This window comes from Pseudoalteromonas sp. A757, from assembly GCF_004103285.1.
GTDB classification, from domain to species: Bacteria; Pseudomonadota; Gammaproteobacteria; order Enterobacterales; family Alteromonadaceae; genus Pseudoalteromonas; species Pseudoalteromonas galatheae.
In genome coordinates this window covers 25,610-51,771 of record NZ_QNQN01000061.1, presented here as the reverse complement: position 1 = coordinate 51,771, position 26,162 = coordinate 25,610, and the positions used below count along the sequence as shown (strand labels likewise).

19 protein-coding genes are annotated in these 26,162 nt (G+C 42.7%); 10 read left to right on the top strand and 9 right to left on the bottom strand.

Going from position 1 to position 26,162, the window contains the following annotated elements; genetic code table 11:
- The first annotated feature begins 70 nt into the window (after positions 1 to 70).
- The 3 genes from DRB05_RS05935 to DRB05_RS05925 are packed head-to-tail and all read left to right on the top strand — an operon-like array spanning position 71 to position 4,876.
- Positions 71 to 1,885, top strand: a complete 1,815-nt coding sequence (locus DRB05_RS05935) for an ABC transporter ATP-binding protein (RefSeq protein ID WP_128726101.1) — start codon at positions 71 to 73, stop codon at positions 1,883 to 1,885.
- Positions 1,886 to 3,637, top strand: coding sequence for an ABC transporter ATP-binding protein (locus DRB05_RS05930; protein WP_128726100.1), 1,752 nt, complete (start codon positions 1,886 to 1,888; stop codon positions 3,635 to 3,637).
- Positions 3,638 to 3,673: 36 nt separating this feature from the next.
- On the top strand, positions 3,674 to 4,876 hold the full coding sequence (locus DRB05_RS05925) for an MFS transporter (protein WP_128726099.1): 1,203 nt from the start codon (positions 3,674 to 3,676) through the stop codon (positions 4,874 to 4,876).
- Positions 4,877 to 5,001: 125 nt separating this feature from the next.
- Here DRB05_RS05925 and DRB05_RS05920 read toward each other — a convergent pair whose 3' ends face one another.
- From DRB05_RS05920 to DRB05_RS05905, 4 genes are read right to left on the bottom strand one after another with little or no spacing between them, the layout of a single operon-like run.
- On the bottom strand, positions 5,002 to 6,240 hold the full coding sequence (locus tag DRB05_RS05920; RefSeq protein WP_128726098.1) for an ATP-binding protein: 1,239 nt from the start codon (positions 6,238 to 6,240) through the stop codon (positions 5,002 to 5,004).
- A 7-nt stretch (positions 6,241 to 6,247) separates the two neighbouring features.
- The gene (locus DRB05_RS05915) at positions 6,248 to 6,937 is read right to left on the bottom strand and encodes a response regulator (RefSeq protein WP_128726097.1); all 690 of its coding nucleotides are present in this window, start codon (positions 6,935 to 6,937) and stop codon (positions 6,248 to 6,250) included.
- Positions 6,937 to 7,326, bottom strand: a complete 390-nt coding sequence (locus DRB05_RS05910) for a DUF3019 domain-containing protein (RefSeq protein WP_128726096.1) — start codon at positions 7,324 to 7,326, stop codon at positions 6,937 to 6,939. The genes DRB05_RS05915 and DRB05_RS05910 overlap by 1 nt, the downstream gene beginning before the upstream one ends.
- Entirely contained in the window at positions 7,316 to 8,191 is an 876-nt protein-coding gene (locus DRB05_RS05905; RefSeq protein WP_240036215.1) for a MipA/OmpV family protein, read from the bottom strand. The genes DRB05_RS05910 and DRB05_RS05905 overlap by 11 nt, the downstream gene beginning before the upstream one ends.
- A 228-nt stretch (positions 8,192 to 8,419) precedes the next feature.
- Here DRB05_RS05905 and DRB05_RS05900 point away from each other — a divergent pair, with 228 nt between their 5' ends.
- Positions 8,420 to 10,420 carry a beta-propeller domain-containing protein gene (locus DRB05_RS05900; RefSeq protein WP_128726095.1) on the top strand — a complete coding sequence of 667 codons (2,001 nt, stop codon included), beginning with the start codon at positions 8,420 to 8,422 and terminating at the stop codon, positions 10,418 to 10,420.
- Positions 10,421 to 10,629: 209 nt separating this feature from the next.
- On the opposite strand, the gene DRB05_RS05895 is transcribed toward DRB05_RS05900, so the two are convergent.
- Positions 10,630 to 13,665, bottom strand: a complete 3,036-nt coding sequence (locus DRB05_RS05895; protein WP_128726094.1) for a TonB-dependent receptor — start codon at positions 13,663 to 13,665, stop codon at positions 10,630 to 10,632.
- A gap of 311 nt (positions 13,666 to 13,976) precedes the next feature.
- Between DRB05_RS05895 and DRB05_RS05890 the strand changes: the two genes are divergently transcribed.
- The 3 genes from DRB05_RS05890 to DRB05_RS05880 all read left to right on the top strand — a co-directional run bounded on the left by DRB05_RS05890 (position 13,977) and on the right by DRB05_RS05880 (position 17,618).
- Positions 13,977 to 16,082, top strand: coding sequence for a winged helix-turn-helix domain-containing protein (locus DRB05_RS05890; protein WP_240036214.1), 2,106 nt, complete (start codon positions 13,977 to 13,979; stop codon positions 16,080 to 16,082).
- An 84-nt stretch (positions 16,083 to 16,166) separates the two neighbouring features.
- On the top strand, positions 16,167 to 16,640 hold the full coding sequence (locus DRB05_RS05885; RefSeq protein ID WP_128726093.1) for a peroxiredoxin: 474 nt from the start codon (positions 16,167 to 16,169) through the stop codon (positions 16,638 to 16,640).
- A gap of 231 nt (positions 16,641 to 16,871) precedes the next feature.
- Positions 16,872 to 17,618, top strand: coding sequence for a phytanoyl-CoA dioxygenase family protein (locus tag DRB05_RS05880; RefSeq protein WP_128726157.1), 747 nt, complete (start codon positions 16,872 to 16,874; stop codon positions 17,616 to 17,618).
- A gap of 240 nt (positions 17,619 to 17,858) precedes the next feature.
- On the opposite strand, the gene DRB05_RS05875 is transcribed toward DRB05_RS05880, so the two are convergent.
- The 3 genes from DRB05_RS05875 to DRB05_RS05865 form a co-directional block, all read right to left on the bottom strand.
- Positions 17,859 to 18,275 carry a hypothetical protein gene (locus tag DRB05_RS05875; protein ID WP_128726092.1) on the bottom strand — a complete coding sequence of 139 codons (417 nt, stop codon included), beginning with the start codon at positions 18,273 to 18,275 and terminating at the stop codon, positions 17,859 to 17,861.
- An 863-nt stretch (positions 18,276 to 19,138) separates the two neighbouring features.
- Positions 19,139 to 19,579 (bottom strand): GNAT family N-acetyltransferase, encoded by a 441-nt coding sequence (locus tag DRB05_RS05870; protein ID WP_128726156.1) that lies wholly within the window; start codon positions 19,577 to 19,579, stop codon positions 19,139 to 19,141.
- A gap of 163 nt (positions 19,580 to 19,742) precedes the next feature.
- Positions 19,743 to 22,487, bottom strand: a complete 2,745-nt coding sequence (locus DRB05_RS05865) for a methyl-accepting chemotaxis protein (protein WP_128726091.1) — start codon at positions 22,485 to 22,487, stop codon at positions 19,743 to 19,745.
- Positions 22,488 to 22,684: 197 nt separating this feature from the next.
- On the opposite strand from DRB05_RS05865, the gene DRB05_RS05860 reads away from it, so the two are divergent.
- Positions 22,685 to 23,410, top strand: coding sequence for a YebC/PmpR family DNA-binding transcriptional regulator (locus DRB05_RS05860; RefSeq protein WP_010375669.1), 726 nt, complete (start codon positions 22,685 to 22,687; stop codon positions 23,408 to 23,410).
- Positions 23,411 to 23,470: 60 nt separating this feature from the next.
- Here DRB05_RS05860 and DRB05_RS05855 read toward each other — a convergent pair whose 3' ends face one another.
- The gene (locus DRB05_RS05855) at positions 23,471 to 24,289 is read right to left on the bottom strand and encodes a hypothetical protein (RefSeq protein ID WP_209319191.1); all 819 of its coding nucleotides are present in this window, start codon (positions 24,287 to 24,289) and stop codon (positions 23,471 to 23,473) included.
- 173 nt (positions 24,290 to 24,462) lie between these two features.
- On the opposite strand from DRB05_RS05855, the gene DRB05_RS05850 reads away from it, so the two are divergent.
- A complete protein-coding gene (locus DRB05_RS05850; protein WP_128726089.1) occupies positions 24,463 to 25,389 on the top strand; it encodes a hypothetical protein in 927 nt (308 codons plus the stop codon).
- 18 nt (positions 25,390 to 25,407) lie between these two features.
- Positions 25,408 to 25,779 carry an SH3 domain-containing protein gene (locus DRB05_RS05845; protein ID WP_128726088.1) on the top strand — a complete coding sequence of 124 codons (372 nt, stop codon included), beginning with the start codon at positions 25,408 to 25,410 and terminating at the stop codon, positions 25,777 to 25,779.
- Positions 25,780 to 26,162: the final 383 nt, after the last annotated feature.

The window sequence follows — 26,162 nt, the reverse complement described above, 5'->3', positions numbered from 1 at the left end:
GCTCCGTGTTAATGTCGCTTCGGGTTAGTTTATACGACCTATTTTTAACCGCATTTAACGGAGTAGGTATATGCGTGTTGAGTCGCATGAAACCGACGGACATTGCAGTCCTTGGTCTATCATTTTTACTATCTGCGCACCTTATAAAGGCAAGATGTTGATAGCTTTTAGCTTAATGGTGTTTGTCACTTTGCTTGAAATCGTGCCTGTGTATTTGTTATTTCTTTCTATCCAAGCCTTACTTAACCCTTTATCGACCTCCATGGAACTATTGTTGTGGATTGCAGCAGGTACTTTTGGCGCGATTTTATTGAAGTCTGGGTGTGCTATGGGCGCCTATTACTTCAGTCACCAAGTCTCTTTTAAAGTGCTCACTGAAGTTAGAATGACACTCGCAAGTCAATTGGCAAATATGTCGTTAATATGGTTCAGTGCTCAAAACCCCGCCGTTTTAAAACAAAATATATTGCAAGATGTTGAGCATATTGAAAACTTTATAGCCCATCAAAGTGTAGAGTTGTTTAACGCAATCCTTACTCCTTTTGTGGTCTTTACGGTGATCGCTTTTATAGACTGGCGGCTTGCTCTCAGCACGGTTGCAGTTGTGCCGTTAGCATTTTTTATTAGTAGTTTATTTATGTATAAAACAGCTGGTCAGTATGAGCGTTTTAGCCTTGTGTCAGAGGATTTGACCACGACACTAAGTGACTATGTTAAAAATATGCCATTGATGAAGCTATATAATTTAGACAGTGAACGATTTGCCGTTTTAAATCGAAAGTTGGGTCAATACCAGAAGTTGGTGCTCGAACTCACCGGCCAAACGGTGCCAGGCTGGACGTTATACACCGCATTGCTGAGTGCATCTTTTGTTTGCTTGTTACCTGCTGCGATTAGTTTACATAGTGCGCAAAGTGTTACTACTGAGCAGGTTGTTTTAAGTATATTACTGGCTGTTGGGATGCTTAATCCAATCATCAAAGTGAGTCGCTTTTTTATGGAGGCAAATGAGCTACTAGCTGGTGTTAAACGGATCACACCTATCTATATGGCGCGCTTTTCTAATTCATCTAGCGCACCTGTTAAAGCCGATAAAAAGTTGCCTCTAATGCAGTTTCATAATGTGGATTTTGCTTACCATTCTCATCAGGTTTTAGCTGATGTGCACTTTAAGCTAGTGCCTAATTCATTGAATATTATAGTCGGTGCATCTGGTAACGGTAAATCTACGCTTGCTATGTTGGCATGTGGTTTATTGTCTCCTTCATCAGGTAAAGTGCAACTATTCGGGCAGGATGTGAATTTACTAAGTGATAGTGTCCGATCGCAGTTTATGAGTGTGGTAACGCAAGAATGCTACTTATTTGAGGGCACGTTACGAGATAATATTTTGTTTGGTCGCAGCCATGTTAGCCCCGATGGACTAGAGCGTGCCATTATGACTGCTCAAATAAAGCACTGGATAAGCCAATTACCTGAAGGTCTCGAAACACAGGTACAAGTGCGTGGACAAAATTTGTCTGGGGGAGAAAAACAACGTATTGCTATTGCACGTGCTTTGTTGGCCGCTCCCCCTTTGGTGATTTTAGATGAAGCTGCGGCGGCAATGGACAATGTGACACAATCCAAATTCTATCAGGCTATTCAAACGTATTATCCAAGCACTACTTTCTTGGTGATCACCCACAAGTATCTTGGCCTTGAAAGTATCGGTCAGATCCTTGTCTTGAAAGAGGGGAAAGTTGTCTCACAGGGAACTCATGACGAGTTGTTATCGAGTTGCGACTATTATCGCCGCAGTTGGTTGCTGCAACACGGCGAAGGAGAGCAACAACGTCTGGTAAACGGCTCGTCAGATTTCCAATCTATAAACTATGAGGCTTAAATGGACAGACAAGCATTATTGAGTATTGCTCGAGTAATAGGACACGCAAGCTCTGGTAAGTGGCGCTTTTATACTGGCGTTGTTTTTCGAGTGTTAGAACGTAGTGTAGCAATTGCACCGTTGCTATTATGTTTCCACTGGCTACAACAGCAGTTTTTAACCACGTCAAAAATGGTGCCTTGGCTTTCGACACCAATGGATTATTTTATGGCTCTAGGTGGTTGCTTTGTAATGCAACTGCTATGTGCATATATAGGCCAATATCAAAGCTTTGTAGGCAGTTATCAGGTTGTCCATGCGTATCGTATTAAATTGATTAATCATGTGCGACAACTGCCTCTCGGACGTATGCGGCGTACTCACAGTAGCGAGTTTTTAGAAATACTCACTGAGGATATAAAAAAAATTGAGAGTATTTTTTCCCATATCGCTCCCGATTTGATTTCTGCTTTGGTGGCACCTGTGATTGGTCTGGTGGTGATGTTATTTATCAATCCTATTTATGCCATTAGTACATTGATACTATTGCCTTTGGCATTTTGGGTGATGGAAGTGTCGAAACGAAAGTTTGTGCAAGTTGCTATGGCTAAGCAGCAATCATATCGCCAAAGTGCCAGCGCCATTACCGATTATATTGAAGCACTAAAAACCCTCAAGTTATATGACCAAGCACAAGTATGGTTGTCCCACCTCGCCAAGCAGTTAGAGAAAACAAAGCAGCATAGCCTACAAGTGGAAATGTGGGGAGCCGGTCCCGTATTAACCTATCGCATCGTGCTAAATATGGCGCTCAGTATGTTTGTGATAATGTTAGCCATAACCTTACCAGAGCACCGTTTTTCAGGTATAGATTTCACCACTATTCTATTTGCCCTGCTGCTAATAAAACTACTCGAGCCCCTTCAAGAAGTTGGCGAATATCTAACGGTTTTACGTCTGGCTATGCAGTCTGAGCGCAAGCTTGAGTCTATTCTAAATGAGCCTGTGCTGGCTGAGCCAGATAATCCCCAATTACCAAGCAATTTTGATATAGAGTTTGAGCGAGTATCGTTTCAACATGGGTCTAAAAAGGTCATAGATGATGTGAGTTTTTGTGTGCCACAAGGCACTACAATGGCCATTGTAGGCGCATCAGGTAGTGGTAAATCAACATTATTAAATTTGTGCGCACGCTTTTTTGACCCTAATTCAGGTTGTGTGAAAATCGGTGGCCTAGATCTTAAAAACATTGGCTCAAAGGGTGTGCATCAGTTAGTTGGTATGGTGTTTCAAGATATCCAGTTAATCGATGCCAGTATTGTTGAAAACATTCGTATTGGTCGGCTTGATGCCAGCGATGAAGAAGTGATAGAGGCGTGTAAAACGGCTAATTGCTTAGAGTTTATCGATAATTTACCAAATGGCATAAATACCCGAGTTGGCGATGGGGGCTTATTGCTGTCTGGTGGCCAAAGGCAGCGTATTGCGATTGCTCGAGCGCTATTAAAAAATGCGCCTATTGTACTGCTTGATGAAGCCACAGCCTCACTCGATCCTATTACTCAATCAGAGGTAATCATCGCCATGAAAAACCTGTTGCAAAATCGTACCGTGGTCACCATTGCACATCGGCTTTCTAGTATAGAAGGGGCTGATAACATTATCGTACTTGAGCAAGGTAAAATAGTGGAGTCGGGGTGTCACCATCGCCTGTTAGCGCATGGAGGGCACTACACGCACCTTTGGAATACACAGTCTATGCAACTTGTGTAAATGGAATACGTACTGGCATTATTAACAGGAAAGTAAATGAATAATTTAGTCAACAATGAGAGGGTGCAAGAGGCGGGTGATGCATTTAGTCTGAAGCCGCTGATGTTTGAGACATTTGTTTGTACTATGGCTGTAATGGGGTTTACTGCGTTAGCAGGTCCTATTGCTCATGTGATTGGGCTCAAAGCTTGGCAAATTGGCGCGGCGATGACAGTTGCTGGGATTGCTTGGGTTATTATGGCACGGTTCTGGGGAAGCCTTAGTGACCGAAAAGGTCGGCGCCCGGTGATACTCTTTGGACTGGCAGGTTTTGTCATTAGCTATGCATCGTTAGCAGCCTTTATCGACTTTGCGATGCAGACCGCAATAGTGCCCGTGCTTGCATTTGCAGGCATAGTGGTTGGACGTGGATTCGCTGGGATGTTTTATGCTGCGGTACCGGCGACCTGTGCTGCTCTAGTCGCGGATCATGTTGTGCCTAAACAACGTGCGGCAGCGATGGCGGGGATTGGTGCGTCAAGTGCAGCTGGTATGGTGATTGGTCCTGGGTTTGTTGGACTGCTTGGGCCTTTTAGCTTAAGCATGCCTTTGTATATTTCAGCAATGTTGCCCCTCATTGCTCTGATTGTTCTTTGGTGGGTACTGCCAAAGTACGAACGACATGTGAAACCCAGCAACAACCGGGTTCGTTTAACGGATGCAAGGTTACGTAGACCTGTTACTGTGGCTTTTATTGCCGCTTTTAGCGTGGCTGTTGCGCAGATCACGGTTGGCTTTTTTGTCCTTGATAGGCTTCAGCTTGATCCTGCTGAAACTGCGCGCGCTGCAGGTATTGCACTCGCGACTGTTGGTGTGGCACTGATTATCGCGCAAGTGGCACTACAGAAGCTTGAATGGCAGCCTGCGCGACTAATTCAATTCGGCGGAGTCATCGCTGCCGCTGGATTTGTTTCTGCGATTTTCGCATCAGCGCCCATCTTGCTCTGGGTTTGCTATGGTGTCGCTGGCTTTGGTATGGGATGGATATATCCGTCTGTCTCTGCTTTGGCTGCCAATTCGGTGGAGGCTGATGAGCAAGGTGCGGCTGCCGGAACGATATCAGCGGCGCAAGGAATGGGTATTGTTATGGGTCCGATTGTTGGAACTGCTATTTATGAAATAGAGATTGGGTTGCCGTATGGACTAATAGCAGGAATGTTATTGGTAGCAGCTCTGACACCAGCTCGTATCCGCACTTAATCGTCCAAAAATTGGGATAGCAACTGTAACTTGCTCTTTAGCCGTTGTTATCCCTTAGGGCTGCGTTGACCTCTATATGCCTCGAATACACGCATATAAGTTTGCAGGTGTGTGTATATTCGGGGTCAAGATGAAGAGCAGGGCAAAGTCAGAGTGAACTTCGCGCCGCCAAGTTCGGAAAACCCAACATGGCAACTGCCGCGATGCCAAGTGGCGATTTTGCGTACGATAGCTAGTCCTAGGCCATAACCACCATTATCTTTGCTGCGACTTTCATCTAAGCGAGAGAACGGAATAAAAACCGATTCCCACTGAGACTTAGGGATCCCATCGCCATCATCCTCGATATGAAGATAAGCGCTTCTTTTGTCACATTCAAGACTAATTTCGATGTTTGAGCGACCGTACTTATCGGCGTTTTGTACAATATTTTGAATGGCTCGAGAGAGGTAGTGAGCGTTACCTGAGACGATAACCTGCGTGCTCTTTTTATTAAGAGTTATTTGTTTATCGGTGAGCTTACTGAGTTTGTTTATCTGCTCGTCGACAAGCGCGCAAAGATCCAGTGGTGTTACTTCAAGTTTATCTACTTCAAATTCAAGGCGTGCGTAAGCCAGCATTTCGTCTATCATGGCTTCCATTTCGACCACATCATCTGCCATATCGTTTGCTTGTTCACGGCTTTGTTCTGGTAGCATGGCGAGAGCAAATTTAAGTCTGGCAAGTGGCGTGCGTAGGTCATGGGAAACGGCATTGACGAGTAACTTTTGGTTTTCAATTAACCTTGCTACTTGAGACGCTAAATCGCGGATCTGCTCGGTTAAATTTGAAATAGCAGAAAACCGGGAATGCCGGGCCGCATTGGGTAGCTGACCTTGAGTGAGGTTTTCGGTGATATATCTCAGTTGCAATAAATCGAGCCACAACGGCCTTATCCACAGCATAAGTAAAAACGCGAGCACGGCATACGAAAGCAGTTTGATAACCCATTCTTTATTAGCAGCGGAAGCCGCTGGCGCTAGTGGCCCCAATTGTAGCAATGAGGTTGAATTTGGTACTTTGAAAGTGAGCCATGCACTACCTTCATCATCAAAACTCGTCAAAATTCCCCCTTGCATTAATGTGCTGGCTTGCTCAGGTAGCCAAGCGACATCATCCATGTCGAGTACTTTCAGGGTTTCTGACTCTTGGGGTAAGTTGTGTGAGGAAATACTCGCTTTGAGCGTGTTGGCGACCGCTTTTGCGTGTCGCAACTCATCGGGCGCAGAATGCACCCAATGAGACCAGATGGCTTCGCTCACTTGATTGATCACGACGATGCTGGTAAACACAGCCAAATAAAGGCTGAGTAATAGCTTTAGCACGAATTCACTAATCCCAAGCAGACTTCGAGCAGAGGTAACCCTTGCCCCACACGGTGATAAGCCTTGCGGGTTGCTCAAGATTGTCGCCAAGTTTTTTTCGCAAACGGCTAATACGTACGTCAACGCTTCTGTCTAATCCGTCGTACTCGCGACCAACAACGTGTTTATAGATATAGTCTCGGCTAAGTGTTTCACCAGCGTGGCCAGCAAGCGTTTTTAGTAAGTCAAATTCATAACTAGTTAGTTCAACTTCATCGCCTGCTAAATAGACCTTACGGTCCGATTTATCTATTTGTAATTCGCCCAAGGTGATCGAATCTGAATGTACCTCATCATTTTGTGTGCGCCTTATAAGTGCGTTCAATCGAGCAAGTAGCACGTAGGGTTCAACAGGTTTGATGATATAGTCGTCAGCGCCAATTTCGAGCCCTTTTACATGGTCGAAGTCGCTATCTTTGGCGGTAAGGAATAGAATCGGCCCTTTAAATTCGCTGCGTGCCGCTTTACAAATAGAGAAGCCGTCAAGGCCAGGAAGCATAATATCTAAAATTAAAATATCAGGTTTCTCGGCTTCTATTGCCTTAATGGCGTTTATACCATTGTGCAATTGAACAACTTCAAAACCGTTATGGATTAAGAACTTAGCGGTTAACTCCGCTAATTTTACATCATCTTCGACAAGTAACACCTTAGCCATTAAAACACACTCCAATCGCTTCTAAGTTTACGTCTATATTGTTGATTGACGCTTGTGTGTACTTCAATATTTTGTTTTGCAACAACGTTATTTTTAGCATCTTTTAGGGTAAAGAGCATGGATTTTGAGAGGTGGATAATTTGTGTTGATTTTGCCTCCTTGGCGTGCTCCCAGCATTGCAATTTTTGTTGCTCTTGAAACAAGCATAAGCTCATTGAGGTCGGCGCGTACCAAGCAAATTTTGCGGTCATTTCACAACGTTGCCCAGCCTGTTTTACCATGCATGTAATCGGTTTTATTTCAAGACTGACATCATTGTTTTTTTTGGTTAAAGCTTGGCTAGACGTGCTGAAAATTATAATTATTATTGAATACAGCCTAAAATTCATATTTTCCCCCGACAAACACCGTCGCGGTATAACTGTCCTCGACAATCGGGCTATCTGTCATTGCATTATCTAGTTGTTGATACTTAGCGTTAAACTTGAATGTCCAAGATTTACTGACAGGGTAAGAGTAGGCAAAACTGATATAAGGTTGAAAGCTTGAACTACCTTTATACCACAGCGCACTATTTGCAATGTCTGCTTTGTCTATGCCGTAATAGTAGTCTATTAATTGTCGGCTCTTCCATTTTAGCCCACCTTTAATAAAGACATAAGTATTTGGGGAGCTGTCAAAACGAAAACGGTAGCTAACGCCAATATCCGCATTGTAGCCCTGATAAGTATTGGTTATATCGGTAAGCCATGATGCACTGACTTTTACTCTATCGTTTACCACCCAATGGGCTAAAACACCACCATCAACGGCCCATTTTCTCGACTCGATTTCATCCAAAGAAATAGCGGTTTGCTCTGCGGCAAATTCACCACCTGGTAATTGCTCGCTGGCGTCAAACCCCATCTTTTGTACGAAGATGTTACTCGGGTGGAACTTCTCAAAATAGGCTTGCTCAGTGTTAAAAGTCCCGATCAGACTGAGATCAAACTTATCGGAGTAATAAAAGGTGTAGCCCAAGGTACCATTATCTAAAAAGAGATGCTCGCCATAGTAACTAACGTAGGGAACGATGACTAAAGGGATATTCTCACCATCGTGAAGTGGGTTTGAGATCACCCCACCGCCAAGTGCAATGCCAAACCGCCATTTGTCGACTGGCGTGCATTCGCTGTCATTTGCATCACATGGCACCGCTGTGGCATTTACCTGAGTGGTAACCAACAAGGCTAAGGCCATTAAAAACTTATTCAACTGGAACTCCGGTATTGGGGTTGGGCTTTGCACTTTTTTTGCAGATATTTTTCTTTGACCAAACGTCTGTCAATTAAAGCACAACATCGCTACTAGTCTAATTTACCAGCCGTCGTACAAATTACCAGAAAGGGTAACATTAAATAACAAAACAAGTTGCGAAGATAACAGAAATTTTTAACTGAAAGTTTAGGCTTAGTTTGCACTTAACTTACAAGGAAACAGATCATGAAATGCAAGATGTGGCTCAGTCTTCCGCTTGCCGCTAGCCTATGCGCATGCGGTGGTAGTAGTGACAACAATGAAGACAAATTACCAGAACTTAACGCCCTGAATAATAGTTCGGCTCCGTTAAAAACGGCCTCTTCAGCTCAGTTTAGTCAGTTTATCAAAAACGGTATTTTCGTTGCCAGTGGTGGATTGAGTAATAGTGATGACTTGGAAAACCCATCAACAACGGATAGTGCGCCTTATTCCGGTACAAACCAACTGGTTGACGGTGTGTCAGAAAGTGATCGAATTAAATTTGATGGTCGATATCTATTTATTGCAGGCTCAACGGGTGTCGCATATCAAGATGCCGACAATAAGACCTTTGTGCGTATCTTGGACACCAATGCTGGCGATGTTCCTACCCAAGTTAATGAGTTAACAGTGTCAGACTCTGAATTTGCCAGCCAAAACCTTTATCTTCAAGACAATCAGCTTGTTAGTGTATTAATGGATTATGAGTATGATTTTGCTGATGATATGTCTGAGCTAGACGTTCAACCTGAGATAAATTATCAAGGAGTGATTGAACTTGCCTTTAGTGACGTTGCATTACCAGCGCAAGCGGAAGTTGAAAAACGTTTTCAAATCGATGGCTCATTAGTTGGTAGTAGGTTAATTGGTGACAAACTTTACGTTATCGCAGACCATACGCTGAGCTATAGTGATTTTAATCCTGCTGATAAAGTAGCAAGTTACAATCGTTTAATGAACACCAACATTAACGATTTATTACCTAAATTTAGAAACTTAACGCAAGGAAGTGCGAAGCCATTAGTGGCTGCAGATGGCTGTTTTTTACCAGCCGATGCCACTGCACAAGATGGCTATAATGGCCTAACAACAGTCACTGAAATTGACATTCGTAACCCTGATGATGTGAAGACAACTTGCGTCAGTACTCGAGCCTTTGGTTTTTATATGTCAGCGACCGCCGTGTACCTATACAATTATGCATTTAACGATAGCGATGATGATGTGAAAACTTCACTCTGGGATCCCTCTGGTATGGTATTACATAAATTGCTGTTAACGGATGAAGGGGTAACATATCAAGCAACAGGCGAGGTTGACGGCCAACTTTCGCGTGTCAGCGATTCTATGGCTGCCACGCGCTTTGATGAAAAAGATGGCGTGTTACGTGTGGTAACGAGTCAGTATGATACGGAGATTGGTAATAGCCATAAATTATATGTACTTAAACCAGAAGGTACAGAACTCAAAACTGTGGCTACGCTACCAAATAGTCAAAACCCAACACCTATTGGTAAAGTTAACCCGGATACTGGGCTTGTGGATGAAGACGTTTATGCAGTGCGTTATTTCAATGATACGGCTTACGTCGTAACCTTTAGGCAGGTTGATCCACTCTATGTCTTAGATTTATCTGATGTATTGCAGCCTAGAATGGTGGGAAGCTTGGAGGTCCCGGGTTTTTCTTCTTATCTGCACCCAGTTGGTGAAGGCTTATTACTGGGGGTAGGCCAGCACATTGGCGACCCTGATGGAAACGTGCAGCCGGGTACCAAAGTCAGTTTGTTTGACGTAGCAAATCCTGCCGAGCCAAAGTTACTCAAAGATCATACTTTTGCAGGGGGGTTTACGCCGCTAGAATACGACTACCGTACATTAGCCATTCTGAAAGACAATGAGTCCGTAACCAGATTCACATTGCCAGTTGTTTACTGGAATACGGAGCAAACGAGCGATAGCGATTACAGTTGGTTTGCGCAAAATGAGCTTGCTGCGTTTGAAATTATCCAAGGTATAGATTCAACGCTCACTTACCGTGGCAGTAGTCGCGCAGCTGTAGCAACTCCTATAGACAATGATAAAGCACTCGGATATACCGAGGCCGATAGAGGGTTAATCCAAGCTGATAAACTACTTTATATCCATGGTAACTATGTCTGGCAGAGCAACTGGTTGACACCAGCCGACAACAGCGGACCACATTAACCTAACTCCCTTTAAATATTAGGTTGTTGTACACTGTTTCGTTGCCAAGCGGTGAACTGTAGCACTGCTTAACACAGCTTCAGAGTTAACGTTACTTTTGCTGAGCCTGTATCAGCGAAACAGTGATTTTGGCCCCGCCTAGCGCGGGGCTTTTTTCATTTAAAGATAAGGGGCTACTCAGTGGTAGCCCCTCGGATCAATGCAGAAGTCTAAAACTGGTATTTTGCGCCTATAAATGCAAAGCGACCAACACCTGAGCCATAGGCACTATCAAAATTACCTGTGCCGCCAACGATAAATGGTCCTTTTTCATCGAATAAGTTGTTCACACCACCATAAAGTGAAAGTGTACGATTACCGTTTAGCGCCATACTATAGTTAACGCTCAAACTGTGAGTGGTAACCGACGGCAGCGCGCCTTGCCATAGCGGTTCTGGGTTGGTTATACAGGTTGTTTCGCCTTTTGCACAGCGCTCATTGTTCTTGGCGATAGCTGTTTGCCAGTCTTCGTATCTCGAGCGGCTCGCTTCGACTGCACCTTTATATTTTGTGCTCCAGCGTACACGCCAATCATCTTTATACCAAGTTAGTGAAATAGCACCTTTGTCTTCGAAAATATCTTCGTTTAGGTAGCCTTCATAAAGATCTTCGTATTGTCCATCGGGACCCGTACTGGTGATTGAGTATTCGATCACGTGTGTCCAATCGGCTTTCACCTTAAAGCTACCGTAATCGCTAGCGTCATACACATATTCTAGTGCGATATCGTAACCTTTAGTGCGGATCTCATCCGTGTTGATGACACGTTGATTAACTTCAAAAATCTGCCCTTCTTCATCGCGTTTAATATCACGACAAAACTCGTTACTGTCACCGAACTCCATCGATGAAGCGTAACAAAACTTTATGATATCTTCATTAGCAAGCGAACTCACCGCATCATCGATTTTGATGTCGTAATAATCTAGCGCAATTCTAAAGTCAGGTGCAAAGGAGGGCGCTAAGGATAAACCAATGGTGATGGTATCTGCGGTTTCCTCAAACAGCTCACTATTCCCTGAGTTAGGTGAGTAGCCGTTATTTTCGTCTTCAAAAGTCCCTTCAGCGGCAATAGCAGCTTGTATTCCCGCATCTTTACGGCAATTGTCGTGGCCTGCATCAGTTGATGTTGCAGTAACACCATCGCAGATATCATCAAAGCTATCATAGTCGCCGCGAGGTGGTGACATCAGCTCTGTTATTGTTGGTGCTCTCATGGCTCGAGCCCAGTTAGCACGAATGGAGTAACCTTCGATTGGCTCGTAAATGAAGCCTGCTTTATAGCTTTGGATTAAGCCTGTATTTGCCCAGCTATAATCAGCGATGCGAGCAGAGATCTCGGCGTTAAGAGATTTTGCCATTGGCGCATCTTTTAATAGTGGCAGCGACAATTCGCCGAAGATTTCATTAACACTTACATCACCTTCAAATGTGGGTACGTAGTTAAATGTTACGCCACCATTTGGTACGTTAGTTGATACGCTTTGCGTGTCCTTTCTATATTCAAAACCAAATGCTGAACCAACGGGGCCGGCTGGAAGTTCAAATAAATCACCAGTAATAAAGCCAGATACGGTCACTTGGTCTATATCAGTCGTAATGGAAGGGTTAGCGCGAATATAATTCGCCGCTTCGGGCGTGATTGAACCTTCGCCGAACAAATTAATTGGTACACAGCCTTCAGCCCGAGCTTGTTCGTCTTTACACTGAACCGTACCATCAACAAGGCGCTCAGCATGCAGAGCCTGCTTGACTCGCGCAACGTAAATTTCGTTGCTACGGCTCTGTTCTTGTTTGAATTTTCCGTAACCTACAGAAACATCCCACTCCCAGTCATCCCAGATGTAGCCGCGTAAGCCACCCCAAGATCTGATAGTCGTTCTTTCATTGCTATTGATGATGTTACCAACCTCGGTGAATAGCCTATCCCATTTTACGCCTTTTGAGCTAGCCTCTGCACGGATCGCTTCTGGCATATATGGATTATCATAAGGGATACGGCCCATGCAGTCTGAACCAAATTTATTACTGTTTGGGTCATAGGTCACAATCGCATCGCACTCATCCTCACTTTCTGGTGATTTAATATTCCGAGAGGTATTACGGCTGTATTGCAGCTGGAAATAAGCTTCTATACCAGAATCAAATTCGTACTCTGTTTTAACTGCTGCGGAGAGGTCTTTGTCGGGCACCTTAAGCATAGTAAATTGGTTGAAGTGGATACCATGAAGCTCTTCTTGCCAATCGTTACGTAAAGTTGTGCCGTCATACCAAAAGCCGGAGTTAGGTTTGGTACTGCTTGATTCATCGAATACACCACCGGGAATTGAGTCGCTCAAGCTAGCCCACTGTGATTTATCAATATCTCTCATGCAATGGTAAGCACTTTTTGTATCAGGATCGTAGTTGGCAGTGAGCATCACGTTACACATACGGTCGTTATCGTAATCCCAGCTGTCTTGCTGCTGAGCACGCTCTCTATCCCAGTAGCTTAGTCCCTTTTCTTCGTCGTAAGTGGCACTGACGAATAGGTAACCTTTGCCATTGTGGTAAGTCGTACCGTAGTCAGCACTTACTGTATACTCCTGAGCGCCGCCTTCAGTACTTTCACCACCTCTGACACTAAAAGTGGCACCCTCTTGGTCTTGCTGTGTAATTATATTTACGACTCCAGCTACGGCATCGGAACCATAGGCTGCTGATGCGCCACCGGTAATGATTTCTATTCTATCAACCATGCCTTTAGGAATGGTTGATAGGCTAACATAGTTGCCTGAATAGCTGTTTGATACTACTCTTCTGCCATCAATTAAAGTCAATGTTCTGCTTACGCCTAATTCGCGTAAGTCTATAGTTGAAAGTCCGGTATTTTGAACACTACCTTGTGAGTTACCGTTCCCCGTTCCTTCACTTACTTGAGGCATTTCTTCATAGAGAATTTCTGAAAGTGAACCAAAGCCTGAATCATTGAGCGATTCAGCCCCCATAGTTGCGATAGGTGTTGACACTGAAAAACTGTCGCGCTTGATACGAGATCCTGTAACGACAATCTTTTCCAATGACTGATCCTCACTTTGCAATTTAGCAACTGTATCACTTTGTTCAACCTGCTGAAGATCGATTTGTTGTTCGTTTGCAGCAGCCGTATTGCTGCAAGCGAGCGCGATAGATAGGGCGAGTAATTTAATATTATTGTTAGGTGACACGGGAGTCCCTCTTTTCTGATTGTTGTTGGTTTTTAGGGCTGACTGAGAAAGATAAATAACCTTGTTTGTTATTTATAATATTTGAGCAACAAAGAAAGCTACTCTTCACTCAGTACACTCTCACTAGAGCTGCAACTGATGCAATAAGTTAGATATCTATTCTTTGACGTTTTTAACTCTATTTAATATCTTTGTGAAAATAAGTAATAAATACAGATTGTTATGATGATTTTTGTCGTGTGTGTAATTTATATCAAGGCGTCTATCGCGTTACTTTTGTCTTTTGGTGACTATTTTAGGTATGATTTACAATGTATTTACTCTTGGTTGGAAAAATGCGTCAAGGCACAACTTACAAGTTATTAGAAGTAAACGTTGATACAATCGGCCACCTGTTATCAAGCGGTAGGCAAACTTGTTGTGTTCAGCCGAAATTTATTGAAGTGCTCACTGTATTGGCGCGTGCTTATCCAAGGGTTGTAACTCGAGAAGAGATTATTGAGCAAGTTTGGGACGGTAACTTGTTTGTTGGAGAAAAGGCCCTTACTAACGCGATTTGGCACCTTCGCAAAACCTTTAAAACACTACTTGCTATTAGTGAAGAGGAGAGAGAGGCGTCCGAGCTAGAGATAATTGAGACGATAAGAAAATCGGGATACAGATTAAAAGTAGCACCAACTTTTACAAACGCTAGGATTAATTCAGATCCACACGATATGCAACGCCCCTCCTTAAAGGCCAAAATAATGGCTGTAGTGACTATCTTACTGTTTGTATTATTTGCTTTTTTTTATTTTTTTGTCGGCCAATCAGCACTTAAACCAACGCCTCAACTTGAAGAGGTAACCGACTACCCAGGGCGGGAGCTTTTTCCTAGTGTTTCACCGAACGAACAGTTTTTGGTATTTGCTTGGCGTAAGCTTGGTAGTCATTCGGGGCTCTATCTAAAGCATTTAGCGCAGCCAGAATTACCCATTAAAGAGTTGACCAATGGCCCCGGAAACGCTTCAGTTTCGGTGTGGAGCCGAGATAATCGCACGCTTTTTTATATCGAGAAGCGAGCAGGCCAGTGTGAGATAAAGTCATTGGATGTTATCACTAAGGTGCAGTCATACATTGCAAATTGCGTTTCGGATACGACAACGACGTTGACTTATTCGGTAAGAAATAATGTGTTGGGATTTATTGCGGACAAAGACCAAACAGGTGAGGCTCGGGTTACGCTATTAAATTTGAATGATCGAACGTCAACGGAGCTCGGTTGTGAAATAGACTGTGAAGGAAGTGAACTTGAAAGTGTAGAGTTTGCACCGAATGCAGCACAAATTGCAATCACTCGTAACTTACCTAATGGACTTGAAAATCTATACTTAAAAGATTTAGAAACAGGCAAAGAAATCAAAATACTAAATGGGCTTGATGATTTAAGGGGAATTAGTTGGCATCCTTCTGGCGATTATTTGGTTATCTCGTCTATTGAGCATGGTACACGTAGCGCATATAAAATTAGTCCTGAAGGCAAAACATTGGGCATCTTGCCTTTTGATGGGTTAAGTTATCCGAGTTTTAGCCGTTCTGGTCGATTGTATTTCCACGATTGGAATATCAAAACTTCTATTATGAAGTTAGATTTAAATGCACAGGTTGCAAGCTCCCCTTTTCCATTGTTACAGTCTCCAGTTAGTTTTCGATACCCTAATTACTCGCCTTTTTCCGAACGTATTGTCTTTGTATCTAACCAATCTGGCTTTGACGAAATCTGGACTTCCAGCTTGACTGGCGATAAACGTGAACAAATGACGACGTTGTCGTTGCAAGCCCTTCATCCTATCTGGTCGCCAGATGGTACAAAAATTATTTTTTTAACAAAGTCTCAGCAAGGAAGCCAACTTCAGCTTTTGGATGTCAATTCTAAGCAGGTCACTCAAATCGATACTGGACTTGAATATCATGGTAAGCCAAGTTGGTCTTCAGATGGAAGCGGTGTCTATGTTTCTGATGGCCGTGACTTGTATCATTTACCACTTAGTTCTGAGAGTGCTCCTGTTAAGCTCACCAAAGGCGATGTTGCTTATGAGCAAGAAGGATTGCTTTACGTGTATCGCGGCGAATTGCAAGAAATGTGGTATATGGATCTGGCAACGGGAGTAGAAACGCTATTATTTAAAAATGCACATTTGGCTTCCAGTGCGAGTTGGTCGGTGTCACACTCTGGTATTTACTACTTATATGTGTGGCGAGGGGACTTTCGCATCAGCTATTTTGACTTTGCTAGTAAAGTGCATAAAGATATCATCCGTGTGCCAGAACGCAGCTTTAGCCGTAGTCGTGGCCTTGCCTTTATTGCGGAAAAACAGTGGTTACTTTTTACAGGCTATGAAACCCCGCAAGTTGACATTAAACAAGTCGAAATGTAGTCACTGATAATAGTTTTTTGGGTGATGTACTACTATAACAAAGGGCCTTGAAGGCGCTTAACTCTTAAATGAAGGAATTAAACAATGATTGAAGTTGGACAAAAATTACCACAAGTCGAATTGAGCGAACTCACCTCTGACGGTATGGTTAATCATGACGTAACAACGTTGTTCGCTGGTAAAAAAGTGGTGCTTTTTGCGGTTCCTGGTGCGTTTACACCAACTTGTTCTGCATCTCATTTACCTGGCTTTGTTGCAAATGCAGATAAATTTGCCGAAAAAGGCATTGATATCATCGCATGTGTATCGGTAAACGATGCTTTTGTAATGAAAGCTTGGGGTGATGCGCAAAACGCAGAAGCAATTATGATGCTTGGAGATGGCGATGCAAGCTTTACCAAGGCGCTAGGACTTGAAATGGATACTGGGCCTTTTGGCGGTGTGCGTTCGCAGCGTTACGCTATGGTTATTGAGGATGGTATCGTGACATCACTCAATGTAGAACAACCTAAACAATTTGAAGTAAGTAAGGCGGAAGCCCTGTTAGACGCCCTATGAACGTTTAGGGAAGCTACACCAGTTCGCTTTGGTTCGCCAAAGAGGCGTTTACCTTAGCGAATGGGTATGAAAAAGAGCGACGACTTTTCTTGTCAAAGGCTAGGGCCAAATGGGTCGCATCAAAAATATACGTTATTGTTGGAGCCGAATACTTTTCGACTCTATTTCAAAACTGTATGGAATCAATTTAGTTACAGGAGCTTGACCGGCAATGCCAGAGGTCAATATGTGATGGTAAAATCAGCACATAATTTTGATAAGTATGGTTATCTAGTAAAGCCTAGTTTTATATCGCCCCGCGAGCTTAACAAAGTCAAGCAAGTCGTTTTAGCATTTCATCATGCGTGGCTGGCTGACAATTATGACTTTTACCAGAGTCGAGCAATCAATTCTGCCTACCTTACTGCACCAAAGTACCTTGATGAACAGCAAAGGCTTACCCTTTTCCAATTCATTGCGTCAGGTTCTCTTGTATCACTAGCTTCGTCCATATTTTCGCGTGAGTTTCGATTTATGAATACTCAGCTATTTTTTAACCCCGCGAACACCACTCAACTCAATTACTGGCACCGAGATCCACAATATCATTTAACCATTGAAGAGCAAAAACAAGCATTGTTGTTAGGGCCTGAAGTTATTCACTTTCGATTGGCACTGGAAGATGAGCCCGGAATAGAATTGATCCCAGGCACTCACAAACGGTGGGACTCACCTCAAGAGTTAAACGTTAGGTTAGAACAATCAGGACATAATAACCATGAATGTTTGCCGGGAAGTAAAGTCATTCCCTTGGTCGCAGGTGATCTCCTTGCATTTTCAGCCAATATGATACATCGCGGTATTTATGGTAAAAATCGTCTAGCATTGGATGTATTATTGTGTGAGAAACGCTCTGAACTTGCACGCTTTGTGAGAGAAGATTGTTTGCCAAGTAACATAATGCTTGCTGAACTGGATTGTTCTGATTTATTTTTTTAGTCTGTGCATATTAAATGAGAAAGAAGCTTTGCAGTGATACCAAAGCTTCTTCCCATACTACGACCTAATCTGCCTTGCCGTACAAGATAAGATTTGAATACATATCTTTGATATTGTTCCAAGTTTTGTATTTCTATACAATCTTTAGACTTTTACCCTGAGCTAACGGTAAGTGTGACGAATGCTTTGATCGCGATAAGCTCTAGAGTATTGATATCAAACTTTATATACACCAAATTCTTAGAATGGATTGCTAGATTGTTTCGAGTAATGTCCCGTGGCACAGTGTTTGGTATTTTCCCATGTGCCATCTTTGTAAAGTACCCTTGTTACACAAGCTGATGCATCATAAAACACGTCATGGTTTTGTCTGCCACTATCACGAAAGTGGCAGTATGAACCGTTCCCGCATTCCCAGTTCCCGGTAGCTGATGCACTATATGACCAAACCACATCGGCAACATCTTTATCTGCAATAAATCTAAATGCAACTGAAGGGCGGTTTGTGTTAGCCATCGCTGAGCAGAAGTCGGGCTCAAAAAACTGTTGTGTACTGGTTCCGCCAATCAAACACTCGACGTGTGCTGCTTCAGCTTGCTGTGAGTAGGTAGTGGTAGCGAGTACAAGTAGTGCACTTGAAATTATTGCTTTTTTCATTTTTATATTCCTTATATTACAAGTTTTTATTGGTTTGTGATGAGCTCTAGAACCTAGAACCTAAGTTATAAATTGCAGTTGCACATTCGTTCATACTTTTCCATGTACCATCTTTGTAAAGTACTCTTTTTACACAGGCCGTAGCGTCGCGAAAAGGTGAATTATCTTCTCCATCGTCATAAAAAACACACTCTGTACGATGTGCGCCACAATCCCATCTACCAGACAGTGGTGTGCTGAATTGCCACGTTATATGCTCTACGGGTTTAGATGGTTCAAATAGAAAATGTACGGACGGTCTCGAGGAAGTTACTTTTTGGCTCCCGCAAAAACCCGGTTTCATTTCCTGGGGGGTACTTGTGGGGCTCACAGCGCACAGTACTTGATCTGCTAGTGCATTAGTCGAACAAATTGCTAATCCGAATAGAGTGGAAGTAAGTAATAACTGTTTTATCATTTTTCTCTCCTTGTTTTTGTTTTGTTACATTTATTTTATTTTGTGCGCAATTGTCAATTTAACTTTAATTTAATGAGCTTGGGCTGGTTGCTTTTTGTACTGGAAAACGGGATTTTAGGTTGAGAAATATCCAATTTAGAGGTGGAGATAAATGTTATTGTGCCTCTTACTTAAATAGTAAATAATTGTAAATAGTCTGCGTTTTTTCTAACGATAAATGGACGGTCTTAATAAAAGTGATTAGCTAAGATAACTAATGTTTGTCAAGCAGGTAGCTTTAGTACGTTTACTATATGCAATGTGGTTATATTGAGTTTTTGCTTTAAATTTCAGTATTTTATTTTTTCTAAGTGCTATGACTAGACAAGAGTAAATGATGGGCCCGTTGTGTAGGCCCATATTTGAATTAAGCTGACGTTAGAAGTCGCATTCGTAGGGTTGGAAAAGGCTTTCCCATATCGTCAGTTGGTGAGCGTTCATATACCTTAAAGCCTTTTGCTTCATAAAAGCCGACGGCTTCTGGGTTTTGCTCATTGACATCAACGAACTGCACATTTTGTGTTTCAAGCGCAAAGTGAAGCAGCTCAGTTCCGACACCTTGTCCTCTGCTTTTCGCGAGTACAAACAACATCTCGATCTTTCGGTCATGTACACCAATAAAACCGACAATATCCGCGTCGCTATTTTTTACACAGTGCAGCGTAACGTTTGGAAACGCCTGTTCAATAATAATAGGTTTAAAATAAGCGATGTCCGCCTCAGTGATAAAATCATGAGTGGCTCGCACAGAGTCTTCCCAAACAGCCAGTAGTTCCTGGTAATCGCTTGGTGTAACTGGACTTATCATCATTTTTCCTTTTGTCTAATAAAACTGTCCAAATGGGGTAAAGCGATAAACAAAAGGGAGACTAACCAGTCGAACGAGCTTAACATACCCGATGCATCAAGGGTACAGCGGGTATACTCAGATAAATTACTTATATGTGGTTGTGTAGATAATGCACCCTTAACTATTCATCTAGTTGAAAAAATGCAACTTGATCGGTAAGGAGCTTGGCTTGATTTTCCATATTTCTACCTGAACGAGATGTTGTTTCAACTAGAGTAACGTTCTGCTGAGTAATATTATCCATTTGTGCGATGGTGGTGGAAACCGCAGCTATCCCTTCAGCTTGCTCTTTCCCCGCGTTATCTATGTCTGCCACCATTTTGCTCACCTCGGCAATTGATTGCATTAGCTCATCGAAAGTCGTACCAGACTCGTATACAAGTTTGCTGCCTTGCGCCACTGCATCAACGCTATTTTTGATCAGTGCTTTGATTTCACGTGCCGCTGATGCGCTACGTTGAGCAAGGTTTCTCACCTCTCCGGCAACCACGGCAAATCCGCGTCCAGCCTCACCAGCCCGGGCTGCTTCAACGGAAGCATTGAGTGCTAAGAGGTTGGTTTGGAAAGCGATTTCGTCAATGACACTGATAATATCAGAGATTTTCGTGCTGTAAGATTCGATTCTACCTACTGCGGTAATGGCATCATCAATCGATGCTTTACCTGAGTGTGCTTTTTCTCTAACAATAGTCGCTTTCTCAGCGGCATTACTTGCGCTACTCGCATTCTTTTTAACCGTAGCGGTAAGCTCTTCCATAGTGGCGGCAGTTTCTTCTAAGCTCGCCGCTTGATTTTCAATGCGGCTATTGAGTTCTTCGTTGTTATTCGCGATTTGTTTAGCCACATCAAACACTTGCTCTGCACCATTGTTTATGGTGTTAACTAAGTCGCTTAATTTATCGAATAAGCCGTTCATTGCTTGTTGTAGCACCGAGAACTCGCCACCTATGTGGTGGGTGATCCTATGCCTTAAATCACCTTGCTCCATTGCCAAGATAGCATCTTTAATATGTTCAACCGCTTGTTTTTGTTCTGTGATATCCGTTGCATATTTAACGACTTTAAAGGGGCGACCTTGTTGATCGAGAATAGGGTTATAAGATGCTTGGATCCATACCTCTTGACCTTGTTTTGCCAGCCTCAAGTATTGTCCTGAGTCGAACTCACCTCGGTTGAGCTTTTGCCAAAATTGCTGGTATTCAGAACTAGTGGCTTGTTCGTGTGTAGCAAAAATACGGTGATGTTTACCTTTGATTTCGTCAAGTGAGTACCCCATCGTATCTAGGAATGGCTCGTTGGCCCATAAAATAGTACCATCCATTGCAAACTCAATGACGGCTTGTGATTTACGAATGGCTTGAAGCTGACCATCAAAATCAGCAGCAATGGCTTTTTGTTCGGTAATATCTGTCGCAAATTTCACGACTTTTAGCGGTTTCCCTTGCTCATCTAAAATTGGGTTGTAAGTGGCACGAATCCAAATTTCTTTGTCACCTTTCCCTCTGCGTTGAAACTCACCTGTTTCAAATTGGCCTTGTTTTAAACGTTGCCAGAATGCTTTGTATTCGCTGCTTTGCGCGTAAAAACTGTCAACGAACATGCTGTGATGTTTGCCAATGACTTCTTCTTTCTTGTAGCCCATTACAGATAAAAAGTTTTCATTTGCTTTTAAAATATTACCTTGCAAATCAAACTCGATAACGGCTTGCGAGCGATTGATGGCTTTGAGTTGCCCGGCAAAGTCGAAAGACGCCAGCTTTGCTTGAGTAATATCCGAGGCATATTTGACGATTTTGCCCAACTGGCCATTTTCGTCATAGATGGGAGTATAGGTTGCTTGAATCCACAGAGTGTTTCCTGATTTCGTTAGGCGTTTAAACTCACCGGATTGATGTTTACCTTGTCGTAAAGCGTGCCAAAAGTCTTGATATTCGCTGCTCTCAGCCTCTTCTTGTGCCACGAATAATCGATGGTGTTGACCTTGTATTTCACTTAATGTGTAACCAACCGCATTTAAAAATAGCCTGTTTGCAGTCTTTATGTTGCCGTAAGGGTCAAACTCAATAACGGCTTGAGTTTGTTTGATGGCATCAACTTGCCCTTGAAAGTCAGCGGCTTTCGATTTTTGTGCGGTGATATCTGAGGCATATTTTACGACTTTGATAGGCCTATTCTGTTCATCAAAAATTGGATTATAAGTGGCTTGGATCCATATCGTTTTACCTGATTTTGTTTGCCTTGCGAATTCACCTTCAAAAAATTCGCCATTATTTAGGCGTTGCCAAAATGCTTCATACTCCGCGCTTGCAGCGTAGTCATCGCTAACGAATAAGCTATGATGCTTACCTTGTATTTCCTCCAAGTCATAACCCATAACTGACAAAAAGTTTTCATTGGCGTCCAGTACTTTACCGTGCATGTCGAATTCGATAACCGCAAAGGACGCTGATAACGCACGTAAATTTGCACTCATGTTGGCGATAGTTGTGAGGTAATCATCGATGTCTGTCGCAATAACTAAAATTCTACCTTCTTGAGTACGCGATAGCTCCAGTAATAACTTCTTCGGCTTGTTGTCACTCGCTGTATTGAGAGAGACTTCTACCTTTACATGTGCTTGGTGCTCAAGTTGAGCGAGCCCACGCTTGAGTGTGGCTGCATCCGTTGAAGTATGACATAGAAAACTTAGAGATTTCAGCTCGTGGCTCGTCGGGTGTCCGAGTAAGCGATTGAAAGCCGAACTACCCTGAACAATATCTGTTTGATAATCCACTTCTAAGTAAGGGGTTGTAGCCTTAAAGTGTTGAAAGAGCGCAGCATCTTGTCCATTTTGCTTTTTTGCTTTTCCCAAGCCAAACATGATCATACGTAAGCCACCCATAGCGGTAAATTTAAACAGTATTAACTATAGTAAAGTTGTTTAGGTTCGCCACAAAATAGTTGCAGAACAAGTATATAATCTTGTTGCTTGAAGCAAATTATCATCACGGATAATAAGGGTATAGCCGTAACTCAAATGTCTTGGTAAAATCTTCGCCAATTTTTATAAAAACGAGCATTAAGATGGGCAGAGCATTTGAAGTCCGCAAAAACGCCATGGCAAAAACGGCGGCGGCAAAAACAAAAGTAAACTCAAAATACGGAAAAGAGATTTACGTTGTTGCTAAAAATGGCGGCGCAGATCCTGAAACGAACTTGTCATTACGTCGTTTAATCGACAAGGCAAAGAAAGATCAAGTTCCTGCACACGTTATTGATAAAGCAATCGAAAAAGCGGCAGGCGGTGCGGGCGAAGATTACACTCCTGCGCGTTACGAAGGTTACGGTCCAGGTAACAGCATGATCATCGTTGACTGTTTAACAGACAACATGAATCGTACTATCAAAGATGTTCGCTTACCGTTTACCAAAACTGGTTCAAACTTAGGTAATCCTGGCTGTGTGGCACATATGTTTGACCACTTTGCGATCTTAGGATTTGCAGGTGATGACGACGAGTCAGTTTTGGAAGCGCTAATGATGGCTGATGTTGATGTTACTGACGTAGAAGTTGAAGACGGCCAAGTTTCTGTTTTCGCACCTCACACTGAGTACTTCAAGGCGAAAACTGCATTGACAGAAGCGTTTGAGGGGATCACTTTTGAGGTCGACGAGATCACTTGGGTTCCGCAAACTCACGTAGAAATCGAAGATCCAGAAGCAATTGAGACATTCGAAAAGCTAATCAACATGCTTGAAGATGTGGATGACGTACAAAACGTTTACCACAATGCGATTGTCAAAAGATAAGCCGCTTATCGATATAGCGCATAAATAGTTAAGGCCGACATCGTTCGGCCTTTTTGTTGCCTAAGCCTTAGGTGTAATAACATTAGTTTTTATCATGGCAACAGGAAACAATAATAGTAACGTTTGCGAGCCAATATAGATGACCCAATTAACATGCCTCGCAATAGGGAAGTAACCATTCCCTTGGTTTGCGAACAGCCAAAATTGACCGATGATAGCATCCGCTAACATAGCTAGGATAAAGCCGATGGCAACTGCGTAGTTGGTTTGTTCATTGAGTTTAATGTTTTGAATAATAAGCCAAAAACCAAAAACACCAAGCAAGGTCACTATTAAGCTATAACTTGCGCTCAACAGCAGAGAGTATTGGCTTATCGTAGGTAGGTACATCATTTGATAGCTAAACAACGATAACGCCATAGACACAACAACCAACACAGTCGCGGTTGCTAATGTTAATGAGAATTCTCGCCTTAAAAACCGAATAAGCAGTCCAAATAAAAGCCCATAACCAAGGGCAAAAAACCAAATAGAGTCGATTAGGTAGTCATGCTTTATGGTTTGATCTTGGCGATGGTAAAGCTCGAAGAGATTGAAGTTGACGATATCTCCGCCAGTACATAAGAGCAGAGCAACCCAACAGAGTTTTATGTCTGTGTGTAAAGTACAGGGACTTACTGCCAGGCTTGTTTGGCGAACATGCCACCCTAATCGCAACACAAGAAGTAGTGAGGCTGAGGGCAAAATCCATTGAAATAAGGCTTGGTGACTTTGCCAAAGTAGGCTGCTGCCAAGCAAAGACGTCACTGTCGCAATACCAAGTAAAAGCAATGTGATGGGTTTATAGTGGACAGTTTGCAGTATATTATTCACGGTCATTCCTTGTTGGCAATCATTTCAATCTGTTTGGAAGCTAGTTTTGGCTACCCTGTGCAAAGTGTAATAATTCTTGACGTAATTGCCTCTTGCTGTATCAATTTACAGTACAATCATTTACAGTATTTGTCTTGCAGATCTATTACATTGCTACTTTTTATAAGGGTAACTCGTTCATGTCTAATCTTAAACTCAATATAGCGCTTTCATGCTCAGTTCTTGCATTGGCTTTTTCTGGGTTTAATGTCATTCAAACCAAATTAGCAACCTCTCCTGTAGCACCACATGCGTATCAGAGCCCTACTCAACAGCCTCACTATAATGCAACTCAATATACGCAGGACACTCAGATTTCAACTGACGAGCCTGAACAAATCGCTAAGTTAATGGCTCGGATCAATAAACTTGAAACGAGGTTACAGGCATTGTCGATGGAAAAGTCAGACTTACTCTCTGAGCAGGCGCCGGATGAGTTTGAGTCTCTAATCTTCTCGTTGATAGAAAAACGTGAACAACAAAAAATCGATGAGATGAAAGCTGAAAACCCAATTTATGGCTTTTATGAAGACTTACCCGAAGACTACGAAATGCGGATCAAGACCGATCCTGAGTACGCGAGTCAAATCAGCAACGATTTAAAGCAGAAAATTCTGAATAGCAGTTTACCAGCGGCGGAACGTTTAGCGGCGATGAGCCAGCTACAAATGAACATGTTTATGCTAAATCGCAATGAATTAGAGCAATATGATTATCAAGCGGTAGAATCTATCCTCAATATGACGCATAACATGAGTGATGAAAAGTTGAGGCTACAGGCGCTTGAGCTCGTGTCGCGCACACCTATCGTTGATGAGCGTTTGTCACAGTCGTTTGTGAAAATGTTAGAACAAGAGCCCAATGATTACGTGAAAAGCCTCGCAGCAGAAGGACTGATGTCACAGTATTTCCAGTCAGGCACGGATCCAAAACAGCAACAACGGATTGCGCAAGATTTGCTTTCTCTCTACGAAAATGCCTCGGATCCCAAGGTTAAAGCCATCCTTAAAAACTTGATGGGTGATGAACGTATGCTAGAAGAGCTAAAACGCCAGTCTAATGGCTGACGTACATGGAGTTAAAACTTGGAAAATAAGCAGTTAGATATCGAATATCAAGTAATCAAGGAACATATCAATGAGTTTCCGACCCCCATCACGTTTAAACAAGGTGCCAGATTGACCGTTGGTGAAGAGTATGAGGGCGAAGAGGGGTGGGACAATTGGTTTTTCTGCGAAACTGAGGAGCAAGTGTCTGGTTGGGTACCTGCTCAAGTGTTTCGCTTAGTCAATCCCAAACAAGGTGTTGCATTAATGGACTATACTGCTCAGGAGTTATCGGTAGTTCAAGGTGAACACTTATTGGGGCATAACCAACTCAATGGTTGGGTGTGGTGCTCAAGTAAAAAGTCAGCGCTGCAAGGTTGGGTACCGCTCCGTAATCTAATACAAATCTAGCGTGTGTTGCTTTTTAGCAACACACCTCTCTTTTCTCTGCTACTTTTTTAAAATACTTCTGTTTTTCGTCAGCTTACTGCCCACTCAGCCACTTCTATAGCAATTTTCCCAAGATGAAATTTGATTTTAATATACTGATTATTAAAGTGTTTTATCGATTTGCTGATTTTCTAGGAAAGATAAGAAAAAATTTTCGATATTTTTATAAAAATTTTTTCTGACTACTCCACTCCATACTGAATGTGAATGCTTTTTGCACGAAACTTAACCGCTTTGGGCGGCACTTACATCCTAGTTTTTTATGGTGTTGCTTTTATGCGACAGTTTAACTTATTGAAAATAAATAAGTTTTAATTTTATCTCCAAATCACCTGTTGCTAAAT